The 25,594-nt window shown below is 56.9% G+C and carries 23 protein-coding genes and 1 tRNA gene; 15 read left to right on the top strand and 9 right to left on the bottom strand.

Annotation, left to right across the window (positions count from 1 at the left end):
- Positions 1-10 precede the first annotated feature (10 nt).
- The 5 genes from I9185_RS02365 to I9185_RS02385 all read left to right on the top strand — a co-directional run bounded on the left by I9185_RS02365 (position 11) and on the right by I9185_RS02385 (position 5,347).
- A complete protein-coding gene (locus I9185_RS02365; RefSeq protein ID WP_171632910.1) occupies positions 11-451 on the top strand; it encodes a TrgA family protein in 441 nt (146 codons plus the stop codon).
- Between the two features lie 27 nt (positions 452-478).
- The gene (locus I9185_RS02370; protein ID WP_210092265.1) at positions 479-1,594 is read left to right on the top strand and encodes an NUDIX domain-containing protein; all 1,116 of its coding nucleotides are present in this window, start codon (positions 479-481) and stop codon (positions 1,592-1,594) included.
- Between the two features lie 68 nt (positions 1,595-1,662).
- On the top strand, positions 1,663-2,697 hold the full coding sequence (locus I9185_RS02375; RefSeq protein WP_210092266.1) for a cysteine synthase A: 1,035 nt from the start codon (positions 1,663-1,665) through the stop codon (positions 2,695-2,697).
- Positions 2,697-5,123 carry a DUF3772 domain-containing protein gene (locus tag I9185_RS02380; RefSeq protein ID WP_210092267.1) on the top strand — a complete coding sequence of 809 codons (2,427 nt, stop codon included), beginning with the start codon at positions 2,697-2,699 and terminating at the stop codon, positions 5,121-5,123. The genes I9185_RS02375 and I9185_RS02380 overlap by 1 nt, the downstream gene beginning before the upstream one ends.
- Positions 5,124-5,257: 134 nt before the next feature.
- Positions 5,258-5,347 (top strand) — tRNA-Ser (locus I9185_RS02385).
- Between the two features lie 405 nt (positions 5,348-5,752).
- Here the strand turns inward: I9185_RS02385 and I9185_RS02390 are convergent.
- The 5 genes from I9185_RS02390 to I9185_RS02410 are packed head-to-tail and all read right to left on the bottom strand — an operon-like array spanning position 5,753 to position 10,552.
- Complete coding sequence (locus I9185_RS02390; RefSeq protein ID WP_209833722.1) at positions 5,753-7,231, bottom strand: aldehyde dehydrogenase; 1,479 nt, start codon at positions 7,229-7,231, stop codon at positions 5,753-5,755.
- 9 nt (positions 7,232-7,240) lie between these two features.
- Complete coding sequence (locus tag I9185_RS02395) at positions 7,241-8,275, bottom strand: LLM class flavin-dependent oxidoreductase (protein WP_209833292.1); 1,035 nt, start codon at positions 8,273-8,275, stop codon at positions 7,241-7,243.
- 3 nt (positions 8,276-8,278) lie between these two features.
- The gene (locus I9185_RS02400; protein ID WP_210092268.1) at positions 8,279-9,196 is read right to left on the bottom strand and encodes a flavin reductase family protein; all 918 of its coding nucleotides are present in this window, start codon (positions 9,194-9,196) and stop codon (positions 8,279-8,281) included.
- On the bottom strand, positions 9,193-9,981 hold the full coding sequence (locus tag I9185_RS02405) for an alpha/beta hydrolase (protein WP_171723391.1): 789 nt from the start codon (positions 9,979-9,981) through the stop codon (positions 9,193-9,195). The genes I9185_RS02400 and I9185_RS02405 overlap by 4 nt, the downstream gene beginning before the upstream one ends.
- Positions 9,953-10,552, bottom strand: a complete 600-nt coding sequence (locus I9185_RS02410) for an amino acid synthesis family protein (RefSeq protein WP_171723390.1) — start codon at positions 10,550-10,552, stop codon at positions 9,953-9,955. Before I9185_RS02410 ends, I9185_RS02405 begins: the two co-directional genes overlap by 29 nt.
- 106 nt (positions 10,553-10,658) lie before the next feature.
- Here I9185_RS02410 and I9185_RS02415 point away from each other — a divergent pair, with 106 nt between their 5' ends.
- The gene (locus I9185_RS02415; protein ID WP_171723389.1) at positions 10,659-11,501 is read left to right on the top strand and encodes a LysR family transcriptional regulator; all 843 of its coding nucleotides are present in this window, start codon (positions 10,659-10,661) and stop codon (positions 11,499-11,501) included.
- Between the two features lie 33 nt (positions 11,502-11,534).
- Here I9185_RS02415 and I9185_RS02420 read toward each other — a convergent pair whose 3' ends face one another.
- The gene (locus tag I9185_RS02420; RefSeq protein WP_210092269.1) at positions 11,535-12,719 is read right to left on the bottom strand and encodes a M24 family metallopeptidase; all 1,185 of its coding nucleotides are present in this window, start codon (positions 12,717-12,719) and stop codon (positions 11,535-11,537) included.
- Positions 12,720-12,914: 195 nt separating this feature from the next.
- On the opposite strand from I9185_RS02420, the gene I9185_RS02425 reads away from it, so the two are divergent.
- From I9185_RS02425 to I9185_RS02455, 7 genes are all read left to right on the top strand, one after another.
- The gene (locus I9185_RS02425; protein ID WP_210092270.1) at positions 12,915-14,060 is read left to right on the top strand and encodes a Xaa-Pro peptidase family protein; all 1,146 of its coding nucleotides are present in this window, start codon (positions 12,915-12,917) and stop codon (positions 14,058-14,060) included.
- A complete protein-coding gene (locus I9185_RS02430; protein WP_210092271.1) occupies positions 14,057-14,767 on the top strand; it encodes an aspartate/glutamate racemase family protein in 711 nt (236 codons plus the stop codon). Before I9185_RS02425 ends, I9185_RS02430 begins: the two co-directional genes overlap by 4 nt.
- 137 nt (positions 14,768-14,904) lie before the next feature.
- Positions 14,905-16,005 (top strand): ABC transporter ATP-binding protein, encoded by a 1,101-nt coding sequence (locus tag I9185_RS02435; protein WP_171632879.1) that lies wholly within the window; start codon positions 14,905-14,907, stop codon positions 16,003-16,005.
- A 108-nt stretch (positions 16,006-16,113) separates the two neighbouring features.
- Entirely contained in the window at positions 16,114-17,205 is a 1,092-nt protein-coding gene (locus I9185_RS02440; RefSeq protein ID WP_171632876.1) for an extracellular solute-binding protein, read from the top strand.
- A gap of 72 nt (positions 17,206-17,277) precedes the next feature.
- A complete protein-coding gene (locus I9185_RS02445) occupies positions 17,278-18,552 on the top strand; it encodes an ABC transporter permease (protein ID WP_210092272.1) in 1,275 nt (424 codons plus the stop codon).
- A 5-nt stretch (positions 18,553-18,557) separates the two neighbouring features.
- A complete protein-coding gene (locus tag I9185_RS02450; protein WP_171723384.1) occupies positions 18,558-19,769 on the top strand; it encodes an ABC transporter permease in 1,212 nt (403 codons plus the stop codon).
- A 162-nt stretch (positions 19,770-19,931) separates the two neighbouring features.
- Entirely contained in the window at positions 19,932-21,152 is a 1,221-nt protein-coding gene (locus I9185_RS02455) for an aminopeptidase P family protein (RefSeq protein WP_210092273.1), read from the top strand.
- 32 nt (positions 21,153-21,184) lie between these two features.
- Here I9185_RS02455 and speB read toward each other — a convergent pair whose 3' ends face one another.
- The gene (gene speB, locus I9185_RS02460; RefSeq protein WP_210092274.1) at positions 21,185-22,159 is read right to left on the bottom strand and encodes an agmatinase; all 975 of its coding nucleotides are present in this window, start codon (positions 22,157-22,159) and stop codon (positions 21,185-21,187) included.
- Positions 22,160-22,562: 403 nt separating this feature from the next.
- Here speB and I9185_RS02465 point away from each other — a divergent pair, with 403 nt between their 5' ends.
- Positions 22,563-22,931 carry a group 1 truncated hemoglobin gene (locus I9185_RS02465; RefSeq protein WP_152457802.1) on the top strand — a complete coding sequence of 123 codons (369 nt, stop codon included), beginning with the start codon at positions 22,563-22,565 and terminating at the stop codon, positions 22,929-22,931.
- A complete protein-coding gene (locus I9185_RS02470) occupies positions 22,928-23,986 on the top strand; it encodes an adenylate/guanylate cyclase domain-containing protein (RefSeq protein ID WP_171632863.1) in 1,059 nt (352 codons plus the stop codon). Before I9185_RS02465 ends, I9185_RS02470 begins: the two co-directional genes overlap by 4 nt.
- A 5-nt stretch (positions 23,987-23,991) precedes the next feature.
- Here the strand turns inward: I9185_RS02470 and I9185_RS02475 are convergent, their stop codons facing one another.
- Together I9185_RS02475 and ppk2 are read right to left on the bottom strand one after the other, a co-directional pair.
- Positions 23,992-24,606, bottom strand: coding sequence for a TetR/AcrR family transcriptional regulator (locus tag I9185_RS02475; RefSeq protein ID WP_152457804.1), 615 nt, complete (start codon positions 24,604-24,606; stop codon positions 23,992-23,994).
- Positions 24,607-24,719: 113 nt separating this feature from the next.
- On the bottom strand, positions 24,720-25,589 hold the full coding sequence (ppk2, locus tag I9185_RS02480) for a polyphosphate kinase 2 (RefSeq protein WP_210092275.1): 870 nt from the start codon (positions 25,587-25,589) through the stop codon (positions 24,720-24,722).
- Positions 25,590-25,594: the final 5 nt, after the last annotated feature.

Here is a 25,594-nt window from a genome sequence, read left to right on the forward strand (position 1 = left end):
GGACCGTCACATGCCCACTGCCTCGCGTCTCGTCGCCGCTGTTTGTCTCGTCGTGCTGGCCTTTCTTGTTTCAGGCATGGTTATCGAAAACGGCGAAGAGGGTAAGGACTATGGCTACTTCACCTATGTGAACATGGCTCTTGGTGCGATCTGTGGTTGGAAAATCATGGGCAAGCGCGCTGGGCGTGGTTGGACCGCGGGCATAAACAACGGCCTGACCGGCGTTGCTTCGCTGATTTTCTGGGCACTGTTCGTGCAGGGGTGCTACCGCATGTTCGACCTTGCAATGCGCAATCGATATGGCGGCCCGTTCGAAGCTGTGATGGCGATTTTTTCGATCGGTATCGATTATGGCAAGCAGCTGATCTATCCCGAAATTCTGGTTACGCTTGCAATAGGCGCCGTTGTCGCCGGTCTGGCCACGGAACAGGCCAGTCGCAAATGGCGCTGAATCGTTTCGTCACAAGTGAGATTGAATTTGTCTGATTTGTTTTTCTATGGAACGTTGCGGTATCTGCCGCTGTTGCAGCGTGTCCTGGGTCGTCCGCTGAGCGAAATAACGTTTCACGCTGCCAAGCTGTGCGATCACGCGGTTCACGCGGTTCAGGGGCAGGATTTCCCGATGATCCTGTCCGCCAAGGGCGCCGCTGTCGAAGGTCTGCTGGTGCAGGGCCTGTCCTCCGATGATCTGGCCAGACTGGCTTATTACGAAGGATCCTTCGACTATGACCTGAAATCGTTGACGGTCATTCTGGAGGACGGGGGCGAAGCACAGGCGCAGGTCTTTTTCCCGACCCCGGGCGCGTGGCAACCCGGTGAGTTGTGGTCGTTGCAGGGCTGGGCGGACAAATTGGGCGAGGTTACGGCGCTCGCCGCCGAAGAAGAAATGGCCTATTTCGGCAAAGTCGATCCCAAAACCATGGCGCGCAGCGTCCGTGCCATTCAAACCCGTGCCTGGGCAAAGATCATGGCCAGGCAACGGCGAACCGGCGATCCACGGAACATAGCCCAAGACGTAATCGTGCACCGGCACGAACGCGTTTACGTCGACTATTTCGGGATGGAGGAAATAGACCTTCAGCACCGGCAGCATGACGGCAGCATGGGTCCGGTGCTGCACCGGGGCGGTTTGATGCAGGGCAGCGCCGTGTCCGTTCTGCCCTATGACCCGATCCGCGACACCGTGCTTTTGGTCGAGCAGTTCAGACCGCCGGTGTTTTTGATCGATGATCCAGAGCCCTGGCTTTGGGAAGCGGTTGCCGGGATGATCGACCCCGGCGAAACGCCGGAACAGACGGCACATCGCGAAGCCATGGAGGAAGCCGGAGTTCAATTTGACAGGCTGGAATATGCGGGCGGGGCGTATTCCTCCAGCGGGTCGTCGACGGGTTTCATGTATCTCTATGTCGGGCTTGGCAACTTGACCCAGACAACCATCACCGGCGGTCTTGATATAGAAGGCGAAGATATTCGCAGTCGGATACTGCCGTTCGACGAGTTCATCGATATGACAGACCGTCATCTTTTCAAGGATTTGCAGCTGGTGTCTCTGGCTTACTGGCTGGCCCGCCATCGGGATCGTTTGCGCGCGTGACTATCGCGCTTGTGGTCCCGGCAGTGCGCCTGTAAATCTTCGAAGATACCAAATGACAAGAGGCGACCATGCGCATTGCACGAGATCTTGCTGACGCAGTAGGAAAAACACCGTTGATCCGGCTGCGCCGCATCAGCGAAGAAACTGGATGCGAGATTCTTGGCAAAGCCGAGTTCATGAACCCTGGGCAGTCGGTAAAGGATCGTGCAGCTCTTTTTATCATCAAAGATGCCATCGCGCGTGGGGATCTGAAACCGGGCGGCACCATCGTGGAAGGCACCGCTGGCAACACCGGTATTGGCCTGGCCCTGGTCGGTGCGTCGATGGGGTTCAAAACGGTTATCGTTATCCCCGAGACCCAATCGGAAGAGAAGAAGGATATGCTGCGTCTGGCGGGCGCACAGTTGGTTCAGGTACCCGCGGCCCCGTATCGCAACCCCAACAATTTCGTGCACTATTCCCGCCGTCTGGCCGAGGAACTGGCGCAGACAGAACCCAATGGCGCAATCTGGGCCAACCAGTTCGACAATGTGGCGAATCGCCAGGCACATGTGGAAACCACGGGGCCCGAGATCTGGGAGCAGACAGACGGCAAGGTTGACGGGTTCGTCAGCGCAGTCGGTTCGGGTGGGACATTGGCAGGCGTTGCCCAGGTTTTGCAACCCAAGGGCGTCAAGATCGGTCTTGCCGATCCCATGGGGGCTGGCCTGTATTCGTATTACACGACAGGCGATATCGCGATGGAAGGTGGGTCGATCGCCGAAGGTATCGGGCAGGTGCGTATCACCAAAAACCTGGAAGGGTTCACGCCGGATTTTTCTTATCAGATCACCGATAACGAAGCGCTGCCCTACATCTTTGATCTTCTGCGCGAAGAAGGCCTGGTCATGGGCGGGTCGACCGCAATCAACATGGCAGGGGCGGTGCGCCTGGCCAAGGAAATGGGACCGGGTCATACCATTGTGACTATCCTGTGCGATTATGGCACAAGGTATCAATCCAAGCTGTTCAACCCCGAGTTCCTGCGTGAAAAAGAGCTTCCGGTTCCGGATTGGATGACTGAGGCACCGCGTAGCATTCCCGGCGTTTTCGAGGACGTGTGATGCTTGGACGGGTCCGCCTGTTTCTGACCCTGCTATTCCTGTGCTTAGTCGGCTTTTCGAATAGCGCTGTCGCGCAGCTGACGGATCGGCAAAGTGAATATTACCAAGGTTGGGTGAAAACCGCGAACCGCGCCGAAGCCGTTATCGAGGCGAACCGCGCCTCTGACGCCGCGCTAGAGAATTTGCGCTCGGAAATAAGTGGTTACAGGGAAGACTTCAATCGGGCTCGTGGGGCAAATACCGACCGCATAACGACGCTGGAAAGCCAGTTAAAAGCGTTGGGCCCCAAACCCGAAGGGGACACGACCGAGCCTGAAGACATAGCCAAGCTTCGCACGCATCTTGAGGATCAGCTCAACAGTCTGCGTGTGCCGCGCATCATATCCGAAGAGGCGTATAGCCGTGCGAACGGGCTGATCAGCGAAATTGATCGGATCATTCGCGCGCGGCAGAAAAAAGAGTTCTTCGAACAGGGCCCGTCACCGATCAACCCGGCGCATTGGGGACCGGCATGGGTGGATGTCAAAGAGGCCGTTCAAAGCCTGGCAAATGAAACGATCACGAACTTGCGTTCAGATGTCGTGCGCGAGCAAATTCGCGCTCGTGGTCTCGCAATCTTCATACTTCTGATCATTTCAGCCGTGCTGCTGATCTTTGGAAAACGGTGGTCCGAACTTGGAGGCGACTACCTGAGGTTGCTCGGCGGGGCCGGGACGGGAGTCTGGTCGTTCGTAATCTCACTGCTGCGAATTCTGTTGCCATGGATCGGTGTGGTGGCCGTGGTTACGGCGATCAGTCTCACCGGGGTTCCGGGTCTGCGGGGCAGCCTTTTGCTTCAGAATATTCCGTATTGGGCAGCGATCGTATTTTTCTATGACTGGATTGGTCGCCAGGTATACGTGATCGGCGCGTCGCAAGGGTTCAAACGTCTGTCCGCTGCGCGCATCACCGAACTGCGCGTGTATATCGATCTGCTCGCCCTGATGCTGGTTCTGCACGAATTGGCGTTGCTGTTCGAACGGATCGAAAACATCTCCGACGCGACTCGCGCCGTGGTCAGTTTCCCGGTCATTGTCGCAACGGCTTTGTTGTTGTTGCGGATACGCCAGATTCGAACAACGGACGGGCCACCGGATCAGGTTGCCTCGACCCGTTCCGCGGGGTTCAGCCAATTGGTCGAATTCCTGCGCCGGGCTTTGTTCCTTTTGGGCATCGTGTCTCCCTTGCTGGCGATTTTCGGATACACCAATGCGGCCGAAGCCATCGTGTTTCCTGCCGTCAAGACATTGGTACTGATCGGGGCCTTGGTCATCCTGCAACGGTTCATCAGTCAGATTTACGGCTGGGTCACCGGGCAGGGCGAAGCCGCGGGGGATTCGCTTTTTTCCGTACTGGTCGGGTTTGCATTGGCCATCTTGGCGCTTCCCATTCTGGCGATCTATTGGGGTGCGCGGGAAACCGATCTGCTGGAAGCATGGTCGCGCCTGCTGCTTGGTTTTGATATCGGTGGCGTCACAATTTCGCCCAGCAACTTTCTGACCTTTGTTGCCGTGTTTGCAATCGGTTATACGCTGACGCGTCTGTTGCAAAGCGGGCTGCGCAATTCGCTTCTGCCGAAAACCAACATCGATCCGGGTGGCCAAAACGCGATTGTCGCGGGTTCGGGATACGTTGGCATATTCCTTGCCGCGTTGGTCGCAATCATGGTGGCCGGATTTGATCTGTCATCGCTGGCGATCGTCGCTGGCGCGCTGTCTGTTGGCATCGGCTTTGGTTTGCAGACAATCGTGTCGAACTTCGTTTCTGGCATCATCCTTTTGGTCGAGCGTCCGATTTCCAAGGGGGATTGGATCGATGTGAATGGCATGATGGGATATGTTAAGGACATTTCCGTTCGTTCGACCCGGGTCGAGACGTTCGACAGGACGGATGTTATCGTTCCGAACTCTGACCTGATCAGCGGTGTTGTAACAAACTATACCCGCGGCAACACGATCGGGCGGGTGATCGTTCCGGTGGGTGTTGCATACGGAACTGACACGCGCCAGGTCGAAACCATTCTGGGCGAAATCGCCAACAACCATCCGATGGTTTTGGCCAACCCGGCGCCAAGCGTTGTGTTCCAGGGGTTCGGCGCAGATTCCTTGGACTTCGAAATACGGGCGATCCTGCGGGATGTGAATTGGGCTCTGTCGGTAAAATCTGACATGAACCATGAAATCAACCGCAGATTCTCGGAAGCAGGGATCGAGATCCCGTTCGCACAACGTGATGTCTGGTTGCGAAATCCCGAAACCCTGCGGGCATCTAACCCGAGCAAGCAGGAGCCTTCTGTTTCTGTGCAGGATGAGCCACGCAAAGTCGCAGAGGCTCCGGCGGATTTGACCGAGGCGGATATGGACCTGGATGCCAGTGATGAGACATGAGTGGCCCAAACGCGGCACGTGTTGACCGTTGATCACCCCTCGGTGGGCGCATTGATTAAATTGCGCTATTCCCCTGAATTCGTCGAATTGAGGCCTTGCAAATCCGACAGCATTCGTCCAAATATCGCCGGCACGGAGAGGTGGCCGAGTGGTCGAAGGCGCACGCCTGGAAAGTGTGTAGGCGGGAAACCGTCTCCAGGGTTCGAATCCCTGTCTCTCCGCCACTTACCAATCGCGAACCCGATATCAGGTCCCTAGCGGGGCCTTTTTCTTTCTGTCTCAAAAGGGTTTAACGATGGCACTCGACTTTCAGAGAATGGCCCTCGGGCCTACAGGCGCACGCCGCGACGAGGATGGCGGAAACGGTCCTGCGCTATGTTTCCGACGCGAAGGAAGAAGTGCTGCTCCAATGGGATGAGCGTCTGGCTGCCGTTTGCGCTCAGTATCACACCTATCCGCAGCGCCTGCTCCGGATACCGACCAGCACGGAAGAGTGCCTGATCAGACAGCAAGACCTCGGCGTCGAGCGATATATCTGGCGCACTGGGGATGATGCCAGGGCCCGCGCCAGCGATGCGATGAAACGATGCTCCGGCAGTTCCTCGGGTGTCGAAAGCGCCCCGTGCTGGCTACCGCATGACGAACGGGTTCGACATTGGCTGTTCCGACGTATTCAGCCAGACGGTTTTGGTCCTTGTGTAATCGTGAATGGCCTCGATCCCGGCTTCTCTGCCATAGCCGGATTGATTGTAGCCTCCAAACGGAGCGATCGGGGACACTGCGCGATACGTGTTGATCCAACAAATTCCCGATTTCAGGCGGGATGAAACCCGATGGGCGCGGGCGACATTTTCAGTGAAAACGCCGGATCCAAGCCCGAACTGCGAGTCGTTGGCCAATGCGATCGCTTCTTCTTCCGTATCGAATGGCAGCAGAGACATCACGGGGCCGAACATTTCGACCTTCAGCGTCTCGGTCTCTGGACTCGAACATTCCACCAGCGTAGGGGCCATGAAGTTGCCCGGCCGGTCCAGAGGGTTTCCCCCGAAGCGGATGCGTGCGCCTTGTTCTGTGGCTTTCGCCAAAGTCGCCTGAATTCTGTCCACCTGAGCTGTGGTGCAAAGCGGGCCAATATGGGTGGCCGCTTCCAATGGGTCGCCGATTGCGACGCCCTTCATCTTCTGTTCGATCTTGTCAACAAGCGCATCCAGTATCGGGCGATGTATCAACCCGCGCGAGCCGGCCACGCAGCTTTGACCCGAGGCGCCGAAGTTTCCCGCAATCAAACCATTGGCCGCGCCATCCAGATTGGCATCATCAAAAACGATGATCGGGGATTTCCCGCCCAGTTCCAAAGTAGTCACCGCAAAGTTCTCAGCCGAATTGCGCACGACATGGCGCGCTGTTTCCGGGCCGCCGGTGAATGCGATCCGGTCCACGTCCGGGTGACGCGTAAGCGGGATGGCGCAGTTTTCGGCATCCCCCGTGATGACAGAGACGACACCGGGCGGAAAGCCGGCTTCATCGATCAGCCGTGCGAACTCCAGCATCGGAGCGGGTGCAATTTCAGAGGCCTTCAGCACGACCGAACAGCCTGCCGCTATCGCGGGGCCAAGCTTGGTCGCGGTCAGGAACATCTGAGCGTTCCAGGGGACGATTGCGACCACCACGCCAATCGGTTCGCGTTTGGTAAAGACGTGCATGTCCGGTTTGTCGATCGGAAGTACCGCCCCTTCGATCTTGTCCGCAAGCCCCGCATAATATCGATAATAGTCACCGACATAGGCTGTTTGGCTTGCGGTTTCGGCAAGCAGTTTGCCGCTGTCTGTGGTCTCAAGCTGGCCCAGGTGTCCGGCGTTTTCCTCGATCAGCTGGGCAAGTTTGAACAACAGTTTACCGCGTGCGGTTTGCGTCATGTCGCGCCACGCGGGATCATCAAGTGACCGTCGCGCGGCGGACACGGCGCGGTCAACGTCTTCGGATGCGGCACAGGCGAAACTGGACCAGTCTTGGCCCGTCGCCGGGTTTTGCGAATGCATCACTTGCCCGCGCGCCCCTTCGGTCCACGCGCCGTCGATGTAAAGCTGGAAATGTGGTTTCTGATGCATCATCGATCCTCACTGAAACTTTGGCATGACGTCGTCGATGAAACGGGCCAGCGATGCGCGTTTGCGTTCGAAACTCATACCGCTGTCTATCCAGAACGAATACTCATCATAGCCCAGATCTTCATAACGTTTCAGACGTTCCGTGACCCCATCCGGGGTTCCGACAGTCAGATCGCGCGCCAGGTTTTCCGGTGCCATCATCGTGTTGGCCGCCATCTCTTTGTCCGTCAACGTCTGGATCAAGCCCTGCCGGACCGGCCGCTTGTTTTGAAACCAGGCCCCGAAGTAGTTGTAGAAGCGCGACAATTCCCGAGCGGCCTGACCCAGATCATCATCGTCGCTGCCAACGTAAGTGTGATGCAGCAGCATGATCTTGGGGCGCGGCCCCTCATGGTTTGCGCATGCATCTTCAAAGCGGCCCATCAGCGTTTCAATCTCATGCATGCCCTGCCAGAGCGGTGTGACCTGAATGTTAAAGCCGTTCTGCACACCGAATTCATGACTGTTCGGATCCCGCGCCGCGATCCAGATGGGCGGCCCGCCGGGTTGCACGGGTTTGGGGGCCGAGGTGGTGGCAGGGAATTTGAAATATTCTCCATCATGGGCACAGTCACCCTCCCACAGCCGGGGCAAAAGTGGCGCGATTTCTCGCATGCGCTGGCCAGCATCCCATGCATCCATTCCCGGCATCATCCGTTCATATTCATACGAATAGGCGCCGCGGGCGATGCCCAGCTCGATACGGCCGCCTGTCATCAGGTCTGCCGCAGCCGTTTCGCCCGCCAGTTTGATCGGATGCCAGAACGGTGCAACAACTGTACCCGTGCCAAGCCGTACGTTCTTGGTGTGATGTGCGATATCCACCAAAGACATCAAAGGGTTGGGCGCGATCGTAAAGTCCATCCCGTGGTGCTCGCCGGTCCAGACGGCACGCATTCCCGCCTCATCGGCCATTTTACACAGCGCGATGAACTCTTCATACAGCTTCTCATGGGGTTGATCGGGGCTCAGCCGTTCCATGTGTGCAAAAAGGGAAAACTCCATCCATCAGGTCCTTTCAGAAAAGCTGTGCACGTCGCCTAGCTGCGCACTGCCCAGATACAGTGAGAAGTCGCGGGTCCGGCTTTCCAGCGCGAAACGGGAAATCATGGTGGTGATTGGCGTCGTGGTGTAGGAAAGGGTTGCCAGGTCTTCAATCGCGACGGCCTCAAGCTTGCCGTGTTTGGGAAGTTCCGGCGCATTGCCCAATATGTAGACATGATGCGCTGTGGCATCGTCATAGACCGAGTAGACGACGCCAAGACGTGCGTCGATGCCACGATCATGCAGATCCTGCCACAGGCTGTCGCGCAACTGTCGCCGGTCGGACAATGTGACCTGCGGCGGCCTGAAACCGGCATCCGTTTTCTCAAGCAGCACGCGGCCTACGTGTTCGATGATTGCGCCACAGACGATCCTGCGCCCCGTCGGTTCAAGTGCGCCGCGTTCCAGGCCAAGGCTGAAGTACTGCCCGTTCGCGTAGCCCAGCGCCGGGTGGTCGTTGTGGGAATAGGCTTCGACTTGTCCGATCAGAACGCAATGGTCTCCTGCCTCGATCACTTGGTGGGTCCGGCAGGAAAATGTTGCGACCGCGCCGTTGATCAAAGGGATCTCTTGCGCGTCGAGATCATGGTCGGTTTTGGCGAACCGGTCACCTTTGAAGCCGGCGAAGATATTGGATACATCCTCTTGCCCCTCGGCCAGAACACTCACCGTGAAATGGGTGCAGGTCGAGAATTCGCCGTATGAAGACAAGTTCTTGCCGGGGCAGACGATCAACAGCGGCGGGTCGAGCGAAACCGAAGTGAAGGAGTTTGCCGTGAAGCCCAGGGCCATGCCAGAGGCGCTGCGCGTGGTAACGACGGTCACGCCGGTCATGAATTTGCCGAATGCCCGCCGAAGGTCGCGGGGATCAAGTTCGGTCATGATTGCACCTCGCTTTGAAAGCTGGAAATGGCGGCGTTGACCTGATTTGCATGGGTCATCGGCATCATATGGGCCGCCCCATCGATGATCAGCGCGCGGCCGTTCGGGGTGACTTCGGCCATTTTATGCGACATGTCTGGGGTGGAGTTCGGCTCCTGACTGCCGGTTATGAACAGCGCGGGGCAGGCGAGTTTCTCCAGCGCGTCGCGCCGCGGAGTTCGGCTTTGGGCAAAAACCGAATAGGCCAGCTTGTAAGCAGCCGGATCCATTGCCGTCAGCCATTCGCGGCAGGCATCACGTTCAGGCGAACCGATGTCACCAAACCACCGGCGCAGCGTGCTGGTTGGATCAACCGGTGTTTCCCCATCCAGCCCCGCCGCTCGTTCCTGAACCGCCAGCGCGGCCTTTGCGCCGCGTTCAAAAACGGTATTCATTGCCACGACGCCGCAAATCCGGTCGGGCGCCTTGGTGGCAAGGTCTAATGCGATCATTGCGCCCATCGAGTGGCCAACAACAAGGACGGGCCCGTTCAGATCGCGAAGCACGTTGTGTGCAGCATCACTGTATTCCGACAGTTCCGTGCCGAAAAAACTCAGTGGGCTTTCTCCGTGACCGGGCATGTCCGGCGCTGTCAGTCGAGCTACAGACGCCAAACCGTCCAACTGCGCACCCCAGGCTTCGGCCCGCAGGCCAACCCCGTGCAGCAACAGGATGTCCGGACCTTTGCCTGCCTGGATGGCGGCCAGCCCGCCGATTTCAGACCGCGGCCGGGTTGTCCACGTCATGACCCAAATCCTTGAGATCCTGATACCGGTCGCCGATACGGTGATGTGGTCTGCCCGATGTTGCCGCCCCCAGTACCACCACAATTTCGTCGTCGCGCGGTGCGTCCGGGATCGAGAATTGAACGGTCAAGTAGTGAGACCGCCGCCCGGCATCGTTTTTGTCCATCAATGGCACCATGATCGGCGCATTTGCGGGGCCGCGCGTGTTTGTGAAAGCCAGATAGGATTTCGCGCTGACCGCCTGCCGGTAGTGATTGCCGAACCGAAGGGTATGAATAATGCCCGAGGCGTGCTCGACCTCGCCATTCAATCCGACGACGGCTGCCTTTCCATAGGCTTCGATTGCGTCGCCACTGCCGGCCAACGCGATCATGCGGTCCGTCATCATCTTTCCCAGTATGGGGCCATATGCGTGGATTTCCGGTTTAAGGTCTTCGACATATCGACCCGCCCAGGGATTGGTAATCACTGCGGCCACGGCGAACATGCGCCATGGGATTTCCGCAGGGCGAAATCCCTCGACAAGAACTTCCTCGTCGTAGGTAACAATCTTGCGTATTTCCGGCTTCATCACACCTCTCCTGTCGCGCTGGGAGAAGGTAGAAACGGGTATGGGTTTTGACAAATGATTGAATTATGTGCTTTCGCATTAAAAAGATTAATGGCTAACTTGATCAATGGCAAAATCACTTCCCCCCCTGACCTGGTTCCGATCCTTCGAGGCGGCGGCCCGGACCCTGAGTTTTACCGCAGCGGCCGAGGAAATCGGCCTGACCCAATCGGCAGTCAGTCAGCAGGTGAAATCCCTTGAGATGCGTCTGGGGACAGCGCTTTTCATAAGGCATCCGCGCAGTCTGGCCCTGACGGATGCAGGGCGGAAACTGCTGCCCGAAGTCGGCAGTGCGCTTGAGGCGCTTGCCGCCGCCGCCGGAAGGGCCGACGCTAGCGCACCAGGAGATGTCCTGACAGTGGCCACATCTGTCAGCGTCGCGCAATGGGTCATCGCCCCAAACCTCGCGGACTTCACCACCCGCAATCCAGAGATCAGCGTGCGGCTGCTCAGCGCAATCTGGCCTGACGATTTTAACGCGTCGCAAGCTGACGTTCAGGTCAGGTTCGGATCGGAAAAACAAGTGGGCAGGGGGGGCGAACGTTTGCGGCCTGACAGGCTTGTCGCTCTCAAGGCGCCGACGCTTGCAGGGGATCCGTTTGACCTTCCCCTGATAGAGGCAGTCGGCACGTCAAGCGGATGGAAGACGTGGTTCGACAAGCAGGGCGTGCAGCGGCAGCCTGCCGTTTTCGTCGATACCTTCGGCATGGCGCTTCAATTGGCGGTTCATGGCAGCGGGGTGGCCCTGATCAGCGAGTTCCTGGCGAAACATGCGATGATAACCGGTCTTGTCGAAAGCGCACATGACAGCACTGTCGACTGCAACGAAGGGTATTATCTTTCAGCTGACGCCAGCAATCCGGCGGCCGCATTGTTTCGTGACTGGTTGCTTGAACAGATACGTGTTTGATCAGGCGCGGGCCTAGGATCGTTCGTGCACCACTCAGGGCTTGACGCATACTTTGCGTGGTCGTTTGCACAGACACTCTGCGGGGCCGTTTTCAGTGATCAGGATGGATTCGGTGATCGCAAGCCCCCAATCATCCATCCAGAGCCCGGGCATGAAGTGAAATGTCATGCCAGATTCGAGGATCGTATTGTCTTCTTCCCGCAGCGAGATCGTGCGTTCGCCCCAGTCCGGAGGATAGCTGAGGCCGACAGGATAACCACAGCGGGCGCCGCGTTCGATCCCCGCACGTTCGAGAGGCGCCGCCAGCGCTTTGGCAATATCTTTTGCGCGATTGCCGGGGCGCGCAGCCTCCAGACCCGCTTCCAACCCTTCAACCAAGGCCGCCTCAGCCCTTTTGAGATAATCAGGCGGTTGACCCAGAAATACCGACCGGCAGAACGGAGCATGATATCGGCGGTAGCAGCCGGAGAGCTCGAAGAAGGTGCATTCGCCCGATTTGAACACATCTCCATTCCATGTCAGATGCGGCGCGGCGGCGTCTGACCCTGACGGTAAAAGTGGGACGATGGCTGCGTAATCCCCCCAGTCATCACCGACGCCCGTTATCGCGTCATGGTAAATCTGTGCGACCAGCTCGTTCTTGCGCAGGCCGGGTTCAACGCGCTCAAGCACGCCGTCAGTCACAAACTCTGAAATCCGGGCCGCCTTGCGCATCAGGGCGATTTCTTCGTCAGATTTCACGACCCGTTGCCAGTTGACCAAGGCCGTTGCATCGATCAGGGTTGCCCCGGGCAGTTCCGTCGTCAGAGTAATATGGGCTTTGGCCGAATAGTAATAATTGTCAAGTTCCACCCCAATGCGGCTTTGGCTGTGTCCGCAGTCCGCAATAAGTTTGGCCAGATCCTGCATTGGATGTCGTGTGGTCGACTGCACGAAGTGATCCGCGTATCCAAAAACCCGATCGTCCCCCATCCACACCGTGCGCAGCGCACCGTTTGCATCCTGCCGGCGCCCCCACCAGATCGGGTCCGCGTCAAGAAAGATCAAGGCACCTTGGTGAACGTAAAAAGACCAGCCCTCATACCCGGTGAGCCATCCAATGTTCGAAGGGTCTTCGACAAAAAGGCAGTCAATTCCCTTTGCCGCCATCGCCTTTCGGGTCTTGGCAAGACGGCGATCATATTCCGCCCGGCTGAAGGCTGGATCAGAGTGGGTCATTGGCGCCTCCGGTCAACAAAAGACTTTGGTTGACAGAACCCTACCGATCCGCTCACGTCAACGAACGAAAATTCAGGGGGGCTGCATGAAAACCGATATCAATCCGCACCGAACGGGCCGAAGCATCGGGCCATTCAAGCGGTGTCATTTCCACGTTTCAGGCTGCATGCGGCGCCCCATTTCTGAGGTCGCCGGATGAGAGGGTTCGAGCCAGCAGAATTCTCAGCGCGCACCGAACGCGCACAGGTGATGATGAATGCCGCTGGCCTGTCGGCGCTGCTGCTGACCACGGAAACCGACGTGCGTTACTTTACCGGATACCTGACCAGATTCTGGGAAAGCCCGACCCGTCCTTGGTTCCTGATCCTGCCTGCGGTTGGTAAACCGGTTGCAGTCATCCCCTCGATCGGCGCCTCGTTGATGGGGCAAACCTGGATCGATGACATTCGAACGTGGAGCTCACCCGATCTTCAGGATGACGGCGTCTCGCTTTTGACGGACACCCTGACGGAATTGACACCCCCCAAAGGCCGTATCGGAATGCCCGATGGTCACGAGACGCACGCGCGTATGCCCATGTCGGATATTGAACGCCTGCGAAACAGGCTCGGTTCGCGCCACATCACCGGAGATCACGGTATTTTGCGCCAACTTCGCATGGTCAAATCCGAGGCGGAAATAGCTAAAATCGAAACCGCATGCGCCATAGCCGGTCGGGCCTTCGCACGGGTTCCCGAGGTTGCTCGGGTCGGCGCGCCTTTGGATGAAGTATTTCGCGGTTTCCAGATACTCTGTCTGGAAGAGGGCGCGGACTGGGTGCCGTATCTCGCAGGTGGGGCAGAGCAGGGCGGTTACTCTGACGTGATTTCTCCGGCGTCGTCGTCCCCCTTGAAGGCTGGCGATGTACTGATGCTTGACACCGGCTTGGTCTGGGATGGCTATTTCAGTGACTTTGACCGCAATTGGTCTGTCGGCCCGGCAAGTCCGGACGTGAAATCTGCTTACGCCAGGCTGATTGAGGCGTCGGATGCTGCATTCGAAATCGCGCGCCACGGCGCCACCGCAGCAGAGTTGTTTCATGCCATGAACACGGTGCTGACCAAGGCGTCCGAAGGCACAGATGCCGGTCGGTTGGGGCATGGGTTGGGAATGTCGCTGACCGAATGGCCGTCGCTCATCCCGACGGACCAGACCGTTCTTGAGCCGGGCATGGTGCTGACCTTGGAGCCGGGCATTGCCGTTGGTGGCAAGATCTTGGTTCACGAAGAAAACATCGTCGTAACAGACGATGTTCCGCGCTTTATCAGCCCGCGTATCGGGCCGGAGATGATCCAGCTATGACCTACGTGCCATACACGCTTGACGAGGACGACCCGCAAGCCCCGCCGCTTGGATTGATTGTTCTTCAGGTCGACGAGACGATTGAGCCGGAGTTCGGCAAGATTTTCTCGGACCGGAAAAACCCGTTGTATGTAACACGGATACCCAGCGGCATTGAAGTGACACCAGAAAGTCTGGCCGAGATGGAAGAGGCCCTGCCGGCGGCGGCAGGGTTGCTGCCCAGCGCGCGTCCTTTCGAGGTGGTGGGTTATGGCTGCACGTCCGCAAGTTCCGTCATTGGTTCAAAACGTGTGGAGGAACTTGTCAAACAGTCGTGCAATACAAAAGAGGTTACGAACCCTTTGCGCGCGGCCACGGCCTGCGCCGCGGATCTTGGGGTGTCTAGGTTTGCGTTGCTGTCGCCTTACATCGAAGAGGTCAACGTACCGCTGCGTGCCGCGTTTTCGGAAAACGGGATAACCATGGATGTTTTCGGGACATTCGGGCAGGCCGAAGAGGCAAAGGTTGCTCGGATTTCTGTGCAGTCGGTGATCGAGGCCGCGACGAAACTGGGATCTGATCCATCGGTCGAGGCCGTTTTCCTCAGCTGTACCAACCTGCGCACGATTGAAGCGATTCCTGAGATTCGCAAGCGGATCGGTAAGCCAGTTCTTTCAAGTAATCAAAGCCTTGCATGGCATATGTGCCGCCTCAATCTTGCTGATTGAAACAGCAGAAATGACATGAAAATTCGCAAAAGCGTCATCTATTGTTGCCAAGTGCCCACTGCATGGTCTTAACTGCTGACTACAGATCAATGAAATCCGCAACACTCGGATAATCATTTGACGCAACAGGGGGTCTTGTGACCGACACAAATACCGATGCCGCGTTTGTTGAATTTCAACGCGTACAAAAATCTTATGATGGCGAGAATCTCGTCGTCAAAGATCTCAACCTTGCAATGCCAAAAGGCGAATTCCTAACCATGCTCGGGCCGTCCGGGTCTGGAAAGACAACCTGCCTGATGATGCTTGCCGGATTCGAAACCGCCACTCATGGCGAAATCCTTCTTGATGGGAAGCCCATCAACAATATCCCTCCACACAAGCGTGGGATTGGCATGGTCTTCCAGAACTATGCCCTGTTTCCCCACATGACAGTGGCCGAAAACCTCTCGTTCCCTTTGGAAGTCCGCAAGTTGGGCAAGTCTGAACGGGATGAAAAGGTACAACGTGCCCTGGACATGGTTCAGATGGGGGCGTTTGGAGGCCGGCGCCCGGCTCAGTTGTCTGGCGGTCAGCAACAACGAATAGCCTTGGCGCGCGCCTTGGTTTTCGAACCCGAACTGGTGTTGATGGATGAACCACTGGGCGCACTGGACAAGCAGCTGCGCGAGCATATGCAGTTCGAAATCACACGTCTTGCGCACGAATTGGGAATCACCACGGTTTATGTGACCCACGACCAGACCGAAGCATTGACGATGTCGGATCGTGTGGCCGTGTTCGACGACGGCCGCATTCAGCAGCTTGCACCGCCTGATCAGCTTTATGAAGAACCCGAAAACAGCTTTGTTGCCCAATTCATCGGGGAAAACAACACTTTGGAAGGTGTCGTTAAATCGATTGATGGCGACACGTGCCTTGTCCAGCTGGACGATGGGTCTGAGATCGACGCGGTTCCGATCAACGTTCACAATCCGGGCGAAAGGACAAAGGTGTCAATCCGGCCTGAGCGGGTGGAATTCAACAAGGATCGCTTGCACGCCGATGCTCATACGCTGAAAGCGACTGTCAAAGAATTCATCTACATGGGTGACGTATTCCGTTTCCGCATGTCCGTTGCAGGAAATGATGAGTTCATCGTCAAGACCCGGAACGCGCCAGATGCCGTCCGCCTGACCCCCGGTCAGGAGATCGAGATCGGCTGGCTGGCCCAGGATTGTCGTGCGCTCGACGCATAGACCAAGCTGCGCGAAACAAGCACAGCTCTATCAGAGGGACCGGCTGATGAAGGCCCGTGCATCAGCTGACCACACATATAAACGGGACTAACTGGGAGTTATTTACACATGAAAGCAACCAAAACCCTTCTGACAACGGCCGCCGTCGCCATTGCGGCGGGTGGTGTTTCGGCCGAGGAAATGACCATCGTTTCCTGGGGCGGGGCCTATTCCAAATCGCAGTTGAAGGCGTATCACGAGCCCTATTCGGAAAAGACCGGCGTCACCATTCTAAACGATGACAGCTCGAACGAGGCGGTGGCCAAGCTGCGCGCGATGAACGAAGCGGGGAACATCACCTGGGATGTGGTCGATGTCGTGGCGTCTGACGCGATCCGCTTGTGCGACGAAGGTCTGGCGATGGAAATCGACCATGACGCGATGCTGGCCCCGGCGCCCGATGGCACGCCGGCATCTGAAGACTTCGGTGATCTGATCGTCAGCGATTGCTACATCCCGAGCATCGTGTATTCGACCACGTTCGGATACCGCACCGATTTGGTTGGTGACACGCCGCCGACGGACGTCTGCGCCGTCTTCGATCTGGAAACCTATCCGGGCAAACGTTCGCTGGAGAAACGCCCCATCAACAACATGGAATGGGCACTGATCTGCGACGGCGTTCCCAAGGACGAAGTTTATGACGTTCTGGCCACTCCGGAAGGTCAGGATCAGGCTCTGGCCAAGTTGGACACCATCAAAGACAGTGTTGTTTGGTGGTCCGCCGGTGCGGACACACCCCAGCTGCTGGCCGACGGCGAGGTCATCATGGGCTCGACCTATAACGGTCGTCTGTTCAGCGTGATCGAGGAGCAGAACCAGCCCGTCGCCATGCTGTGGGATGCGCAGGTGTTCGATATTGACGGCTGGATCATTCCCGCCGGTCTGAGCGAAGAGCGTAAGCAACGCGCGCTGGATTACCTCCGCTTTGCGACCGACACCCAGCGTCTGGCGGATCAGGCCAAGTACATCTCGTACGGCCCGGCCCGTGCATCGTCGGCTCCGCTGGTGGGTGAGCATGCCGAACTGGGTATCGATATGGCGCCCCATATGCCAACCGATCCGGAAAACGCCAAGAACACGTTCCTGTACAATTACGAGTTCTGGGCGGATTACCGTGACGACATCGACGCCAAATTCCAGGCGTGGCTGGCGCAATAAGCCGGTTTTGAATTGGTGACACTGTCAGGGGCGGGAAACTGCCCCTGACCCAGGAAAAGCCAAGGGACAACAATGACTGACGCCACCCAAAACGCGGGCCCCATGCTGGCCGCTGATGGAACACCGCTCAAGCAGTCGCTGGCGCGCTCTCTACGCAGGCAGAAGCTCCGGGCGTTGATGTTGATTGCGCCGCTTCTTCTTTTTGTCCTGTTTTCATTCATCGTTCCCATTGCATCGATGTTGTTTCGGTCCGTTGAAAACAGCATCGTGTCCGACACACTTCCCTTGACCGTCGAAGCCCTGAACAACTGGGACGAACAGTCGGGTGAGTTGCCGGGCGAGGATGTTTACGAGGCCTTTGTCCGCGACATGATCGTCGCGATTGACAACAAAGAACACACAAGGCTCGGTTCGCGTTTGAACTACGAAGAGACTGGCATGTCTTCGATGTTCCGCAGGTCTGGGCGCCAGATCAAAAAACTGGATCCTGAAACGGATGGGCCGTTCAAGGAAGCATTGATCGAGATTCATGACGGATGGGGAGATCCGCAAACCTGGCGGGTGATCAAGACCCACTCACCTGTGATTACTAATGGTTACTTCCTGAATGCCGTCGACATGCGCAGAACCCCGGAAGGCGCGCAGGCTCAACCCGAAGACAAGCAAATCCTGATAAAGCTTTTTGGACGTACTCTGTTCATGTCGCTCGTGATTACGGGTGCTTGTATCCTGCTTGCTTACCCTGTCAGTTATCTGTTGGCGACGCTGCCTATGCGGGTATCTAACCTGTTGATGATACTGGTCCTTTTGCCCTTCTGGACGTCCCTTCTGGTGCGAACCTCCGCTTGGAAGGTCATGTTGCAGCAACAGGGGGTTATTAACGATACCCTCGTTTGGCTGGGGCTGGTCGCAGATGATGCTCGCCTTATCATAATCAACAACCAGATCGGCACTATCGTCGCGATGACCCATATCCTGCTGCCCTTCATGATCCTGCCCATGTATTCGGTGATGCAGACCATTCCGCCGTCTTATACACGCGCGGCCAAATCCATGGGTGCAACGAACTGGACGACGTTCTGGCGCATCTACTTCCCGCAATCCGTGCCCGGAATCGGTGCCGGTTCGATCCTCGTGTTCATTCTGGCGATTGGATACTACATCACGCCCGAGATCGTGGGCGGCACAAAGGGTGTCTTCATCTCGAACCGGATTGCCTATCACATCTCGTCCTCACTGAACTGGGGGCTGGCCGCGGCCTTGGGTACGATCCTTCTGGCGGTCGTGCTGTTGCTCTACTGGGTCTACGACAAGATCGTGGGCATCGATAACGTGAAGTTGGGATAATCAAGATGGCAGCACTGACACCGATATCCCGCAAACCCATGTCCATGGTTTTGCCCAGTGTCGCACTTGCCGGGGCATTTGCCGGCATTTTCGTCGGGGCCGGAAATGGTTCGGTCCTTCTGGGCATACTGGGCGGGGCCGTCCTGATCGCGGGGCTGGCCTGGGTCTACATAAATATCGTGAAGAACGAAAACCTCGCACGCTGGATCAATATCATCGGGTTCGGCGTCATAGGTTTCATAATGGCCGGTCTGATGGGCGGTGTATTGGGGCTGCTCGGCGGCTGGTTTTTCGCCTGGTTTATCTATTGGTTGTACGAGGGGCGGTATCGGCGCAAGCTGCTGCCGTATCTCACGGCACAGCAGGTTTTCTATCACTACCTGTTTCGCGTGATCTGTGGTGCGATCTTCGTGTTCCTGATCACGCCGATTCTGGTGGTGTTGCCGTTGTCTTTCAACGCGCAGGATTTCTTTACCTTCACGCCCGAAATGCTGCGGCTTGATCCCGAAGGCTATTCGCTGAAGCATTACCGAGATTTCTTCACCAACAACGAATGGCAGCGCAGCTTCAAGAACTCGCTGATCATCGCGCCGATTGCGACGGTTATCTCGGTAACGTTGGGAACGCTGGCCGCGATCGGGCTCAGCCAGTCTCACGTTCCCGGACGCCGTGCGATCATGGGAATTCTGATTTCGCCGATGATTGTTCCGCTGATCATCTCGGCGACGGGTATGTTCTTTTTCTACAGTGATATCGGGCGTTTCCTCGAAGGAACACTGGGCATGAACAAGAACTTCGTAGGCTATCTGAAAGTTATCCTGGCCCACGCAGTGCTGGGTATTCCCTTTGTGATCATTACCGTGACGGCAACACTGGTGGGCTTTGATCGATCTCTGACGCGGGCGGCAGCCAATATGGGCGCAGGGCCGGTGCGGACCTTCTTCAAGATACAGATGCCGTTGATATTGCCGGGCGTAATCTCGGGCGGCCTGTTTGCCTTCATCACATCGTTCGACGAAGTGGTCGTGGTCTTGTTTGTGGGATCCTCATCGCAAAAGACGTTGCCGTGGCAGATGTTCACCGGCCTGCGGGAACAGATCAGTCCAACCATTCTGGCGGTTGCGACAATCCTCGTGGTCCTGTCCATTGCCCTGCTGACGACGGTCGAACTGTTGCGACGCCGGTCGGAGCGTCTGCGAGGTCTTTCGCCCGCTTGACGCAGCAAACCGTCTGATCTAACGGTTCACCTGTTCATCTCTGCCGCGATGGCGTCGCGGCGACTACGGAGGTGATCGGCTCTCGGACCCCGAGACCGCCTGTCCTGAACGCCGGGACATGTGGCCGGGAGATGCACGCCCGGCATAGATGAGAGACCAAGGATGACTGACATTTCTAACCGCCCTCAGTTCTTCACCTGCCACAATGGCGACAAAGCCCCGTTGCCTTTCAGCAAATCTGAGTATGACCGCCGTCTTGGCAAGCTGCGCGCGATTATGGCCAAGCGGGATATCCCGGTGGTGCTGCTGACATCGATGCAGAATATCGCCTATTATTCGGGCTTTCTATACTGTGCGTTCGGGCGCCCTTATGGCTGTGTTGTAACCCAAGACAACTGCACCACCGTTTCGGCCAATATTGATGCCGGGCAACCCTGGCGCCGGTCGGTTGAAGACAACGTGATTTATACTGACTGGAAACGCGACAACTACTGGCGGGCAGTTGCGAGCCTGATCGGGAATGCAAAGCGGATCGGCATCGAAGGCGACCACATGACGCTTGCAGCGCGGGACACGGCGCTGAACATGCTGGGCGAGCCAGAATTGGTTGACATCGCGGCCGACACCATGGCCGCGCGGATGATCAAATCCGCTGAAGAAATCGAATTGATCAAGGGAGGAGCGCGCACGGCTGATGTGGGTGGTGCTGCGATCCATGCCGCAATCCGCGAAGGAGCAACCGAAATCGAAATCGCGATGGCTGGTCGAGACGCGATGGAAGTGGAAATCGCGCGAGCCTATCCGGATGCTGAATACCGTGACACATGGGTTTGGTTTCAATCGGGTTTGAACACCGACGGCGCGCATAACCCGGTCACCAAACGCGCGTTGCAAAAAGGCGATATACTTTCGCTGAACACCTTTCCGATGATCTCGGGCTATTACACCGCCTTGGAGCGGACCCTGTTCCTGGGCGAGCCGGATGCCGACAGTCTGCGCCTGTGGCAGGCCAATGTGGCCGCGCATGAACTTGGCCTGAGCTTGATCAAACCCGGTGCCACCTGTTCCGGTATCACCGCCGAGATCAACCGGTTTTTTGCCGACGAAGGCCTGCTTCAATATCGTTCCTTCGGCTATGGGCACTCGTTTGGTGTTCTGAGCCACTACTATGGTCGCGAAGCCGGTTTGGAACTCCGTGAAGACATCGACACAGTGCTGGAACCCGGCATGGTGGTCTCGATCGAGCCGATGCTGTGGATCCCCGAAGGCCAGCCCGGTGCAGGCGGTTACAGGGAACACGATATTCTGGTTGTGGGCGAAGACGGAGCCGAAAACATCACAGGCTTCCCCTACGGGCCGGGACACAACATTATCGACGCCTGAGGTTTGGGGTGGAGCTTCTGCTCCACCCGCTTTTACGCGCGTCGGGCACGTTCGTGAAAAATGAAACCCAGAAAATTCAACAGCAGCTGTGCCGCCAGAATCTGAGTGCTTTCAGTGGGGTCGTAGGCGGGGGCCACCTCGACCAGATCGATGCCCACCACGTCGCCCCTTTTCGCCAGTCCCTGAAGGATTTCCAGAACGTCATAGTACAAGAACCCTCCGTGGCTCGGAGTGCCGGTTCCTGGCGCGATCGAGGGACAGAACGCATCGATATCGATCGTTACATAGTACCGTTTGCCTTCGGGAATGCGGTCAAGAACAGCCTCTGTTCCCAATCTGCGAACCTGCCGCACGGACAGGATGTCCGATCCGCGCGCACGCGCGTCGTCATACCCTTCCTTGGCGGTGGACGATACGTTTCGAATGCCCAGCTGGGTCATCCCTGAAACATAGTCTTTCTCGATCGCGCGGCGCATGGGATTTCCGTGCCCGTTGGTGACGCCGTGACGTTCATCCACAAAGTCCAAATGCGCATCGATTTGAACAACATGGATCGGGCCGTTTTCAGCGCAGTGGCTTTCAAATGCGGAAATGCAGGGGATGTTGACCGAGTGATCACCGCCAATCACCAGCGGAAGTGCCCCGGCCTCGAGAATTTTCTGCACGCCAAAGGCTATGTTCTTGTGGCTCGTCTCGGTCTTGGTGTGGACAATATCCGCATCGCCCAGGTCGACGATCCGAACCGAACTGTCCAGATAGGTCGCGTCATCCTCATGATCATAGGCGCCGGCATGGCCAAAACTGAAAAGGGTCGATGCCTCTCGCACGGCCCGAGGACCAAAACGCGCGCCGGGGCGCCATTGGGTTCCAAAGTCGAACGGCGCGCCGAGCACGCAAACGTCAGCCTCGATTCTGTCCCAGTTCTCGACATATGGAGATTTTGCGAAGGTCGATATTCCGACAAAAGGAAGATTCAGTCGCCCGGACGCATATCCATGTTCCTGCACTTTGGGTCCTTTCGATTGTTGTGCCGTTTTCCTGCATGTGAACATGAGGACACGCTGTTTTGAAACCAAATTCTCTTTGAACGGCGGATTTTGGGGGACCAGAGGAAATTTTCTTCCAGAAGGGCGGGCTGGCTTGCGTTCAAAGCTGATCCGGCCCAGCCCATCAGAGTGCTTCAAGATCAGTCAAAAGATAATCCCGCTGATGGTGTTGCCTTTCCTTCATTTCCCATACCCAAAGAACGTATGAAAGATCCCCTTCGGCCTCAGCGGTGCTCTGGCAGATTTTCCTTTTCAGCAAGACGGTTTTTTGACCCGTCTGGGCCAGAAAATCATAAGCGTTAACAAAAATATCGATTTGATATAAAGTTGTGGGGTTATTGATTGGTAACGCGCGGGTATTCGTGTGGCACAGACACTTTATGAGAAATATGGCGGTTTCAAAACGATCAGCCGGGTCGTGATGACCTTCTATGAAATGGCGCTGGATTCGGATGAGATCGGCCATCATTTCGAAGACATTGATATGCCGCGCTTGATCGACCATCAAACCAAGTTCGTCTCGTCCTTGATTGGTGGGCCCGCATCTTTCAGTGATGACAGGATCGAAGCAGTTCATCGGCATCTGAACATTTCGCACAATGAGTTTGACGTCATGGCCGAGCTGTTTGGCGACGCGCTAAGTCAGCATGGCATGTCCGACGGAGACATCAAAACTGCGCTGACCGCAATCGAAGGCAAACGTTCGATCATAGTCACCCGGAACGCGGCATGAGCATTCTGGCGATAAACGAGCAATTGCTACGCGCGATCGGAGTCGGCGTCGCCGTGGTGCGCGCATCCGACCTGCAATTCGTGTTTCACAACGGGCCTTTCACAGAATGGTTCGGCACTCCTGAAAAGGGCAGCACCTTAAGCGACGTTCTGCCGGATCTCGACCCCAAGGAACTGGAGGATGTAAAGCAGTCCGGCCTTCGGTACTCGGTCGAATTGCAGATAAAGCCGAAACGCAGGACCTTGATCTTTGCAGTCGCTGTCTCACTGGCCAATGGCTTGTCCGAGCAGGTGCTGATTGTGGAATGTCAGAACATCACTCGCATTCGCGAATTGGAAAGCATGATCGACAGCTATTCCACCATGGTCGAGCGCAACACCCGAGAGCTTGAGCGCGAAAAGGAAAGAGTGGAACGCCTGTTGCTGAACCTGATGCCCCGAGCCGTGTATGAAGAATTCAAGACGTTCGGCGTTGTCACACCGCAGCTGTATCAGCAGGTTTCGGTGGTGATGCTGGATTTTGTCGGGTTCACGGATTTTGCGGCCAAGACCGACCCGACGGTCACCTTGAGTGAACTGAACGACATCTTCACGGCTTTCGACCGGATCGTGGAACAATTCGGGTGTGAACGGATCAAAACGATCGGTGATGCTTATCTGGCCGTGTCAGGCATGCCCGATCCAACACCGGATCATGCGACCGCCGTGGCGCATTGCGCGGTAAGGTTCCTGCGCTATCTCGAACGCCGCAACGAAAGCCATCCGCATAAGTGGCAGGCCCGGATCGGATTGGGGATGGGTGCGGCGGTTGGATCGGTCGTGGGCATTCAGAAATATGTCTATGACGTGTTTGGCCCTGCCGTAAACATCGCGTCCCGGTTGCAGGTCTTTGCCAACCCCATGAACATCGTGGCCCCGGAAGAGATGAAATATGCCTTGATTGACGAGTTTCAGGTCTCGGATCTGGGGTGCGTTGATATCAAGGGGATGGGTGAGATGGATCTGATCAACGTGACATCGGGCTTGAGTATGCCTCAGGGCAGCCGTTCGTTCTGACCGCGTCACTCGTCCTGAGGGATCAGACCCAGACCGCGCAGGTAGATGCCGATACCGCTTTCCAGTAAATCTTCGGGAGGAAAAGGCGAAGTTGCGCCGGTATTTCGGGCGTACAGCTCGACGACGCCGTGGCTCATCGCCCAGATATGGGCGCTGAACATCGATGCGGGCGGGCGCTTGTCAGGCGGAATATGCTGGGACAGGTCCGCGGCCGCTTTTTCAAGAACGGCCTTCGCCCGATTGGCGGCCAAGGACAATTCGGGTGTCCGGTTCAGGGAAATCCCGCTTTCGAACATGGCGATGTAATGCCCGGGATTTTTGCGCGCAAAAGCCAGATACGCACGCCCCGTTGCTTCAAAAGCGGCAAGGGCTGAAGGCTGTCCCTCGTCATAGGCGTATTGCATCAGGTCTGCGAACATCTCAAACCCCTGCCGTGCGGCTTCGGCAATCAGGTCCTCGCGCCCTTGAAAATGACGGTAGACGGCGGCAGGCGTGACACCGGCCGTTTTGGCCGCCTCGGACAGCGTGAAACCGGTCGGGCCCTTGTCTTCGATCAGGGACAAGGCAGCCTCGATCAGGGCTTGCTTCAGGTTTCCGTGGTGATAACCGCGTTTCGTCATCCCGGCCTCAGTTGCATTGATTGCGTGTTGGAAGACAAGGACATAGACCACCGACGCTTTGTCGTCCAATACATGATCGTGAAGGCATCGACGGGGCAGGGCGGGGAGACAATTTACGCCTCCCACATATCCGGGCCACCGCAGATACGGGCATCAATCTCGCCGATACTCTTCTCGTCCTTCTCATCATAGTCCAAGGCATGCAGAACCGTTCGGATGGCCGCAAGCCGCGCGCGTTTCTTGTCGTCAGAACGCACAATCGTCCACGGGCAGGCATCAGAATGCGACCGGGTCAGGGTTTCCGAGATCGACTGCGTGTATTCATCCCATTTGTTCAGCCCTGCGACGTCGATCGCGCTGAGCTTCCAATGCTTCAAAGGGTCGTTTTCGCGCGCCAGAAAACGGTTCAGTTGTTCTGCGCGCCCGACATTGAGCCAGAACTTGAACAAATGGATGCCGTCATTCACCAGGCCCGTTTCAAGCGGCAGGACCTGACGGAAGAACCTCTCACGCTGTTCCTGAGTGCAGAAGCCAAAGACGTTCTCGACGACACCTCGATTGTACCAGCTGCGATCAAAGAACACGATCTCTCCTGCGGCGGGCAGATGCGGGATGTAGCGCTGAAAATACCATTGGCTGCGTTCGGCGTCTGATGGTTTGGCCAGCGCAACGTTGCGCGCGCCGCGCGGGTTCAGGTTTTCGCGAAACCGTTTGATGGTGCCACCTTTGCCGGCGGCATCGCGGCCTTCGAAAATGATGGCAACCCGCTGGTCGGTTTCCTTGACCCAGGATTGCATTTTGACCAATTCAATCTGAAGCAGGTCCATCTGCTCATCATAATCCTTGGTCTTCATTTTTTCGGAATACGGGTAGGTCGGGTTCAGAATATCGCCCTTTTTCGCGTTTTGAATCTCTTCCCGTACAGATTTGGGCGCGTCTTTCTGAAAATACTTCTCGATAGAGCCTTTTCCTGACCGGGCCATATGTC

It is taken from the genome of Ruegeria sp. HKCCSP346, assembly GCF_017872595.1.
Classification (GTDB): domain Bacteria; phylum Pseudomonadota; class Alphaproteobacteria; order Rhodobacterales; family Rhodobacteraceae; genus Ruegeria.

Excerpts from the sequence above, each read along its gene's own strand:
- I9185_RS02415 (WP_171723389.1), top strand. The coding sequence starts at position 10,659 with ATGGCAAAATCACTTCCCCCCCTGACCTGGTTCCGATCCTTCGAGGCG.
- I9185_RS02425 (WP_210092270.1), top strand. The coding sequence starts at position 12,915 with ATGAGAGGGTTCGAGCCAGCAGAATTCTCAGCGCGCACCGAACGCGCA.
- I9185_RS02395 (WP_209833292.1), bottom strand. The coding sequence starts at position 8,275 with ATGGAGTTTTCCCTTTTTGCACACATGGAACGGCTGAGCCCCGATCAA.
- I9185_RS02420 (WP_210092269.1), bottom strand. The coding sequence starts at position 12,719 with ATGACCCACTCTGATCCAGCCTTCAGCCGGGCGGAATATGATCGCCGT.
- I9185_RS02375 (WP_210092266.1), top strand. The coding sequence starts at position 1,663 with ATGCGCATTGCACGAGATCTTGCTGACGCAGTAGGAAAAACACCGTTG.
- I9185_RS02405 (WP_171723391.1), bottom strand. The coding sequence starts at position 9,981 with ATGACGTGGACAACCCGGCCGCGGTCTGAAATCGGCGGGCTGGCCGCC.
- I9185_RS02470 (WP_171632863.1), top strand. The coding sequence starts at position 22,928 with ATGAGCATTCTGGCGATAAACGAGCAATTGCTACGCGCGATCGGAGTC.
- I9185_RS02410 (WP_171723390.1), bottom strand. The coding sequence starts at position 10,552 with ATGAAGCCGGAAATACGCAAGATTGTTACCTACGACGAGGAAGTTCTT.
- I9185_RS02450 (WP_171723384.1), top strand. The coding sequence starts at position 18,558 with ATGGCAGCACTGACACCGATATCCCGCAAACCCATGTCCATGGTTTTG.
- I9185_RS02440 (WP_171632876.1), top strand. The coding sequence starts at position 16,114 with ATGAAAGCAACCAAAACCCTTCTGACAACGGCCGCCGTCGCCATTGCG.
- ppk2 (WP_210092275.1), bottom strand. The coding sequence starts at position 25,589 with ATGGCCCGGTCAGGAAAAGGCTCTATCGAGAAGTATTTTCAGAAAGAC.
- I9185_RS02475 (WP_152457804.1), bottom strand. The coding sequence starts at position 24,606 with ATGACGAAACGCGGTTATCACCACGGAAACCTGAAGCAAGCCCTGATC.
- I9185_RS02365 (WP_171632910.1), top strand. The coding sequence starts at position 11 with ATGCCCACTGCCTCGCGTCTCGTCGCCGCTGTTTGTCTCGTCGTGCTG.
- I9185_RS02445 (WP_210092272.1), top strand. The coding sequence starts at position 17,278 with ATGACTGACGCCACCCAAAACGCGGGCCCCATGCTGGCCGCTGATGGA.
- I9185_RS02400 (WP_210092268.1), bottom strand. The coding sequence starts at position 9,196 with ATGACCGAACTTGATCCCCGCGACCTTCGGCGGGCATTCGGCAAATTC.
- I9185_RS02380 (WP_210092267.1), top strand. The coding sequence starts at position 2,697 with ATGCTTGGACGGGTCCGCCTGTTTCTGACCCTGCTATTCCTGTGCTTA.
- I9185_RS02390 (WP_209833722.1), bottom strand. The coding sequence starts at position 7,231 with ATGCATCAGAAACCACATTTCCAGCTTTACATCGACGGCGCGTGGACC.
- I9185_RS02430 (WP_210092271.1), top strand. The coding sequence starts at position 14,057 with ATGACCTACGTGCCATACACGCTTGACGAGGACGACCCGCAAGCCCCG.
- I9185_RS02455 (WP_210092273.1), top strand. The coding sequence starts at position 19,932 with ATGACTGACATTTCTAACCGCCCTCAGTTCTTCACCTGCCACAATGGC.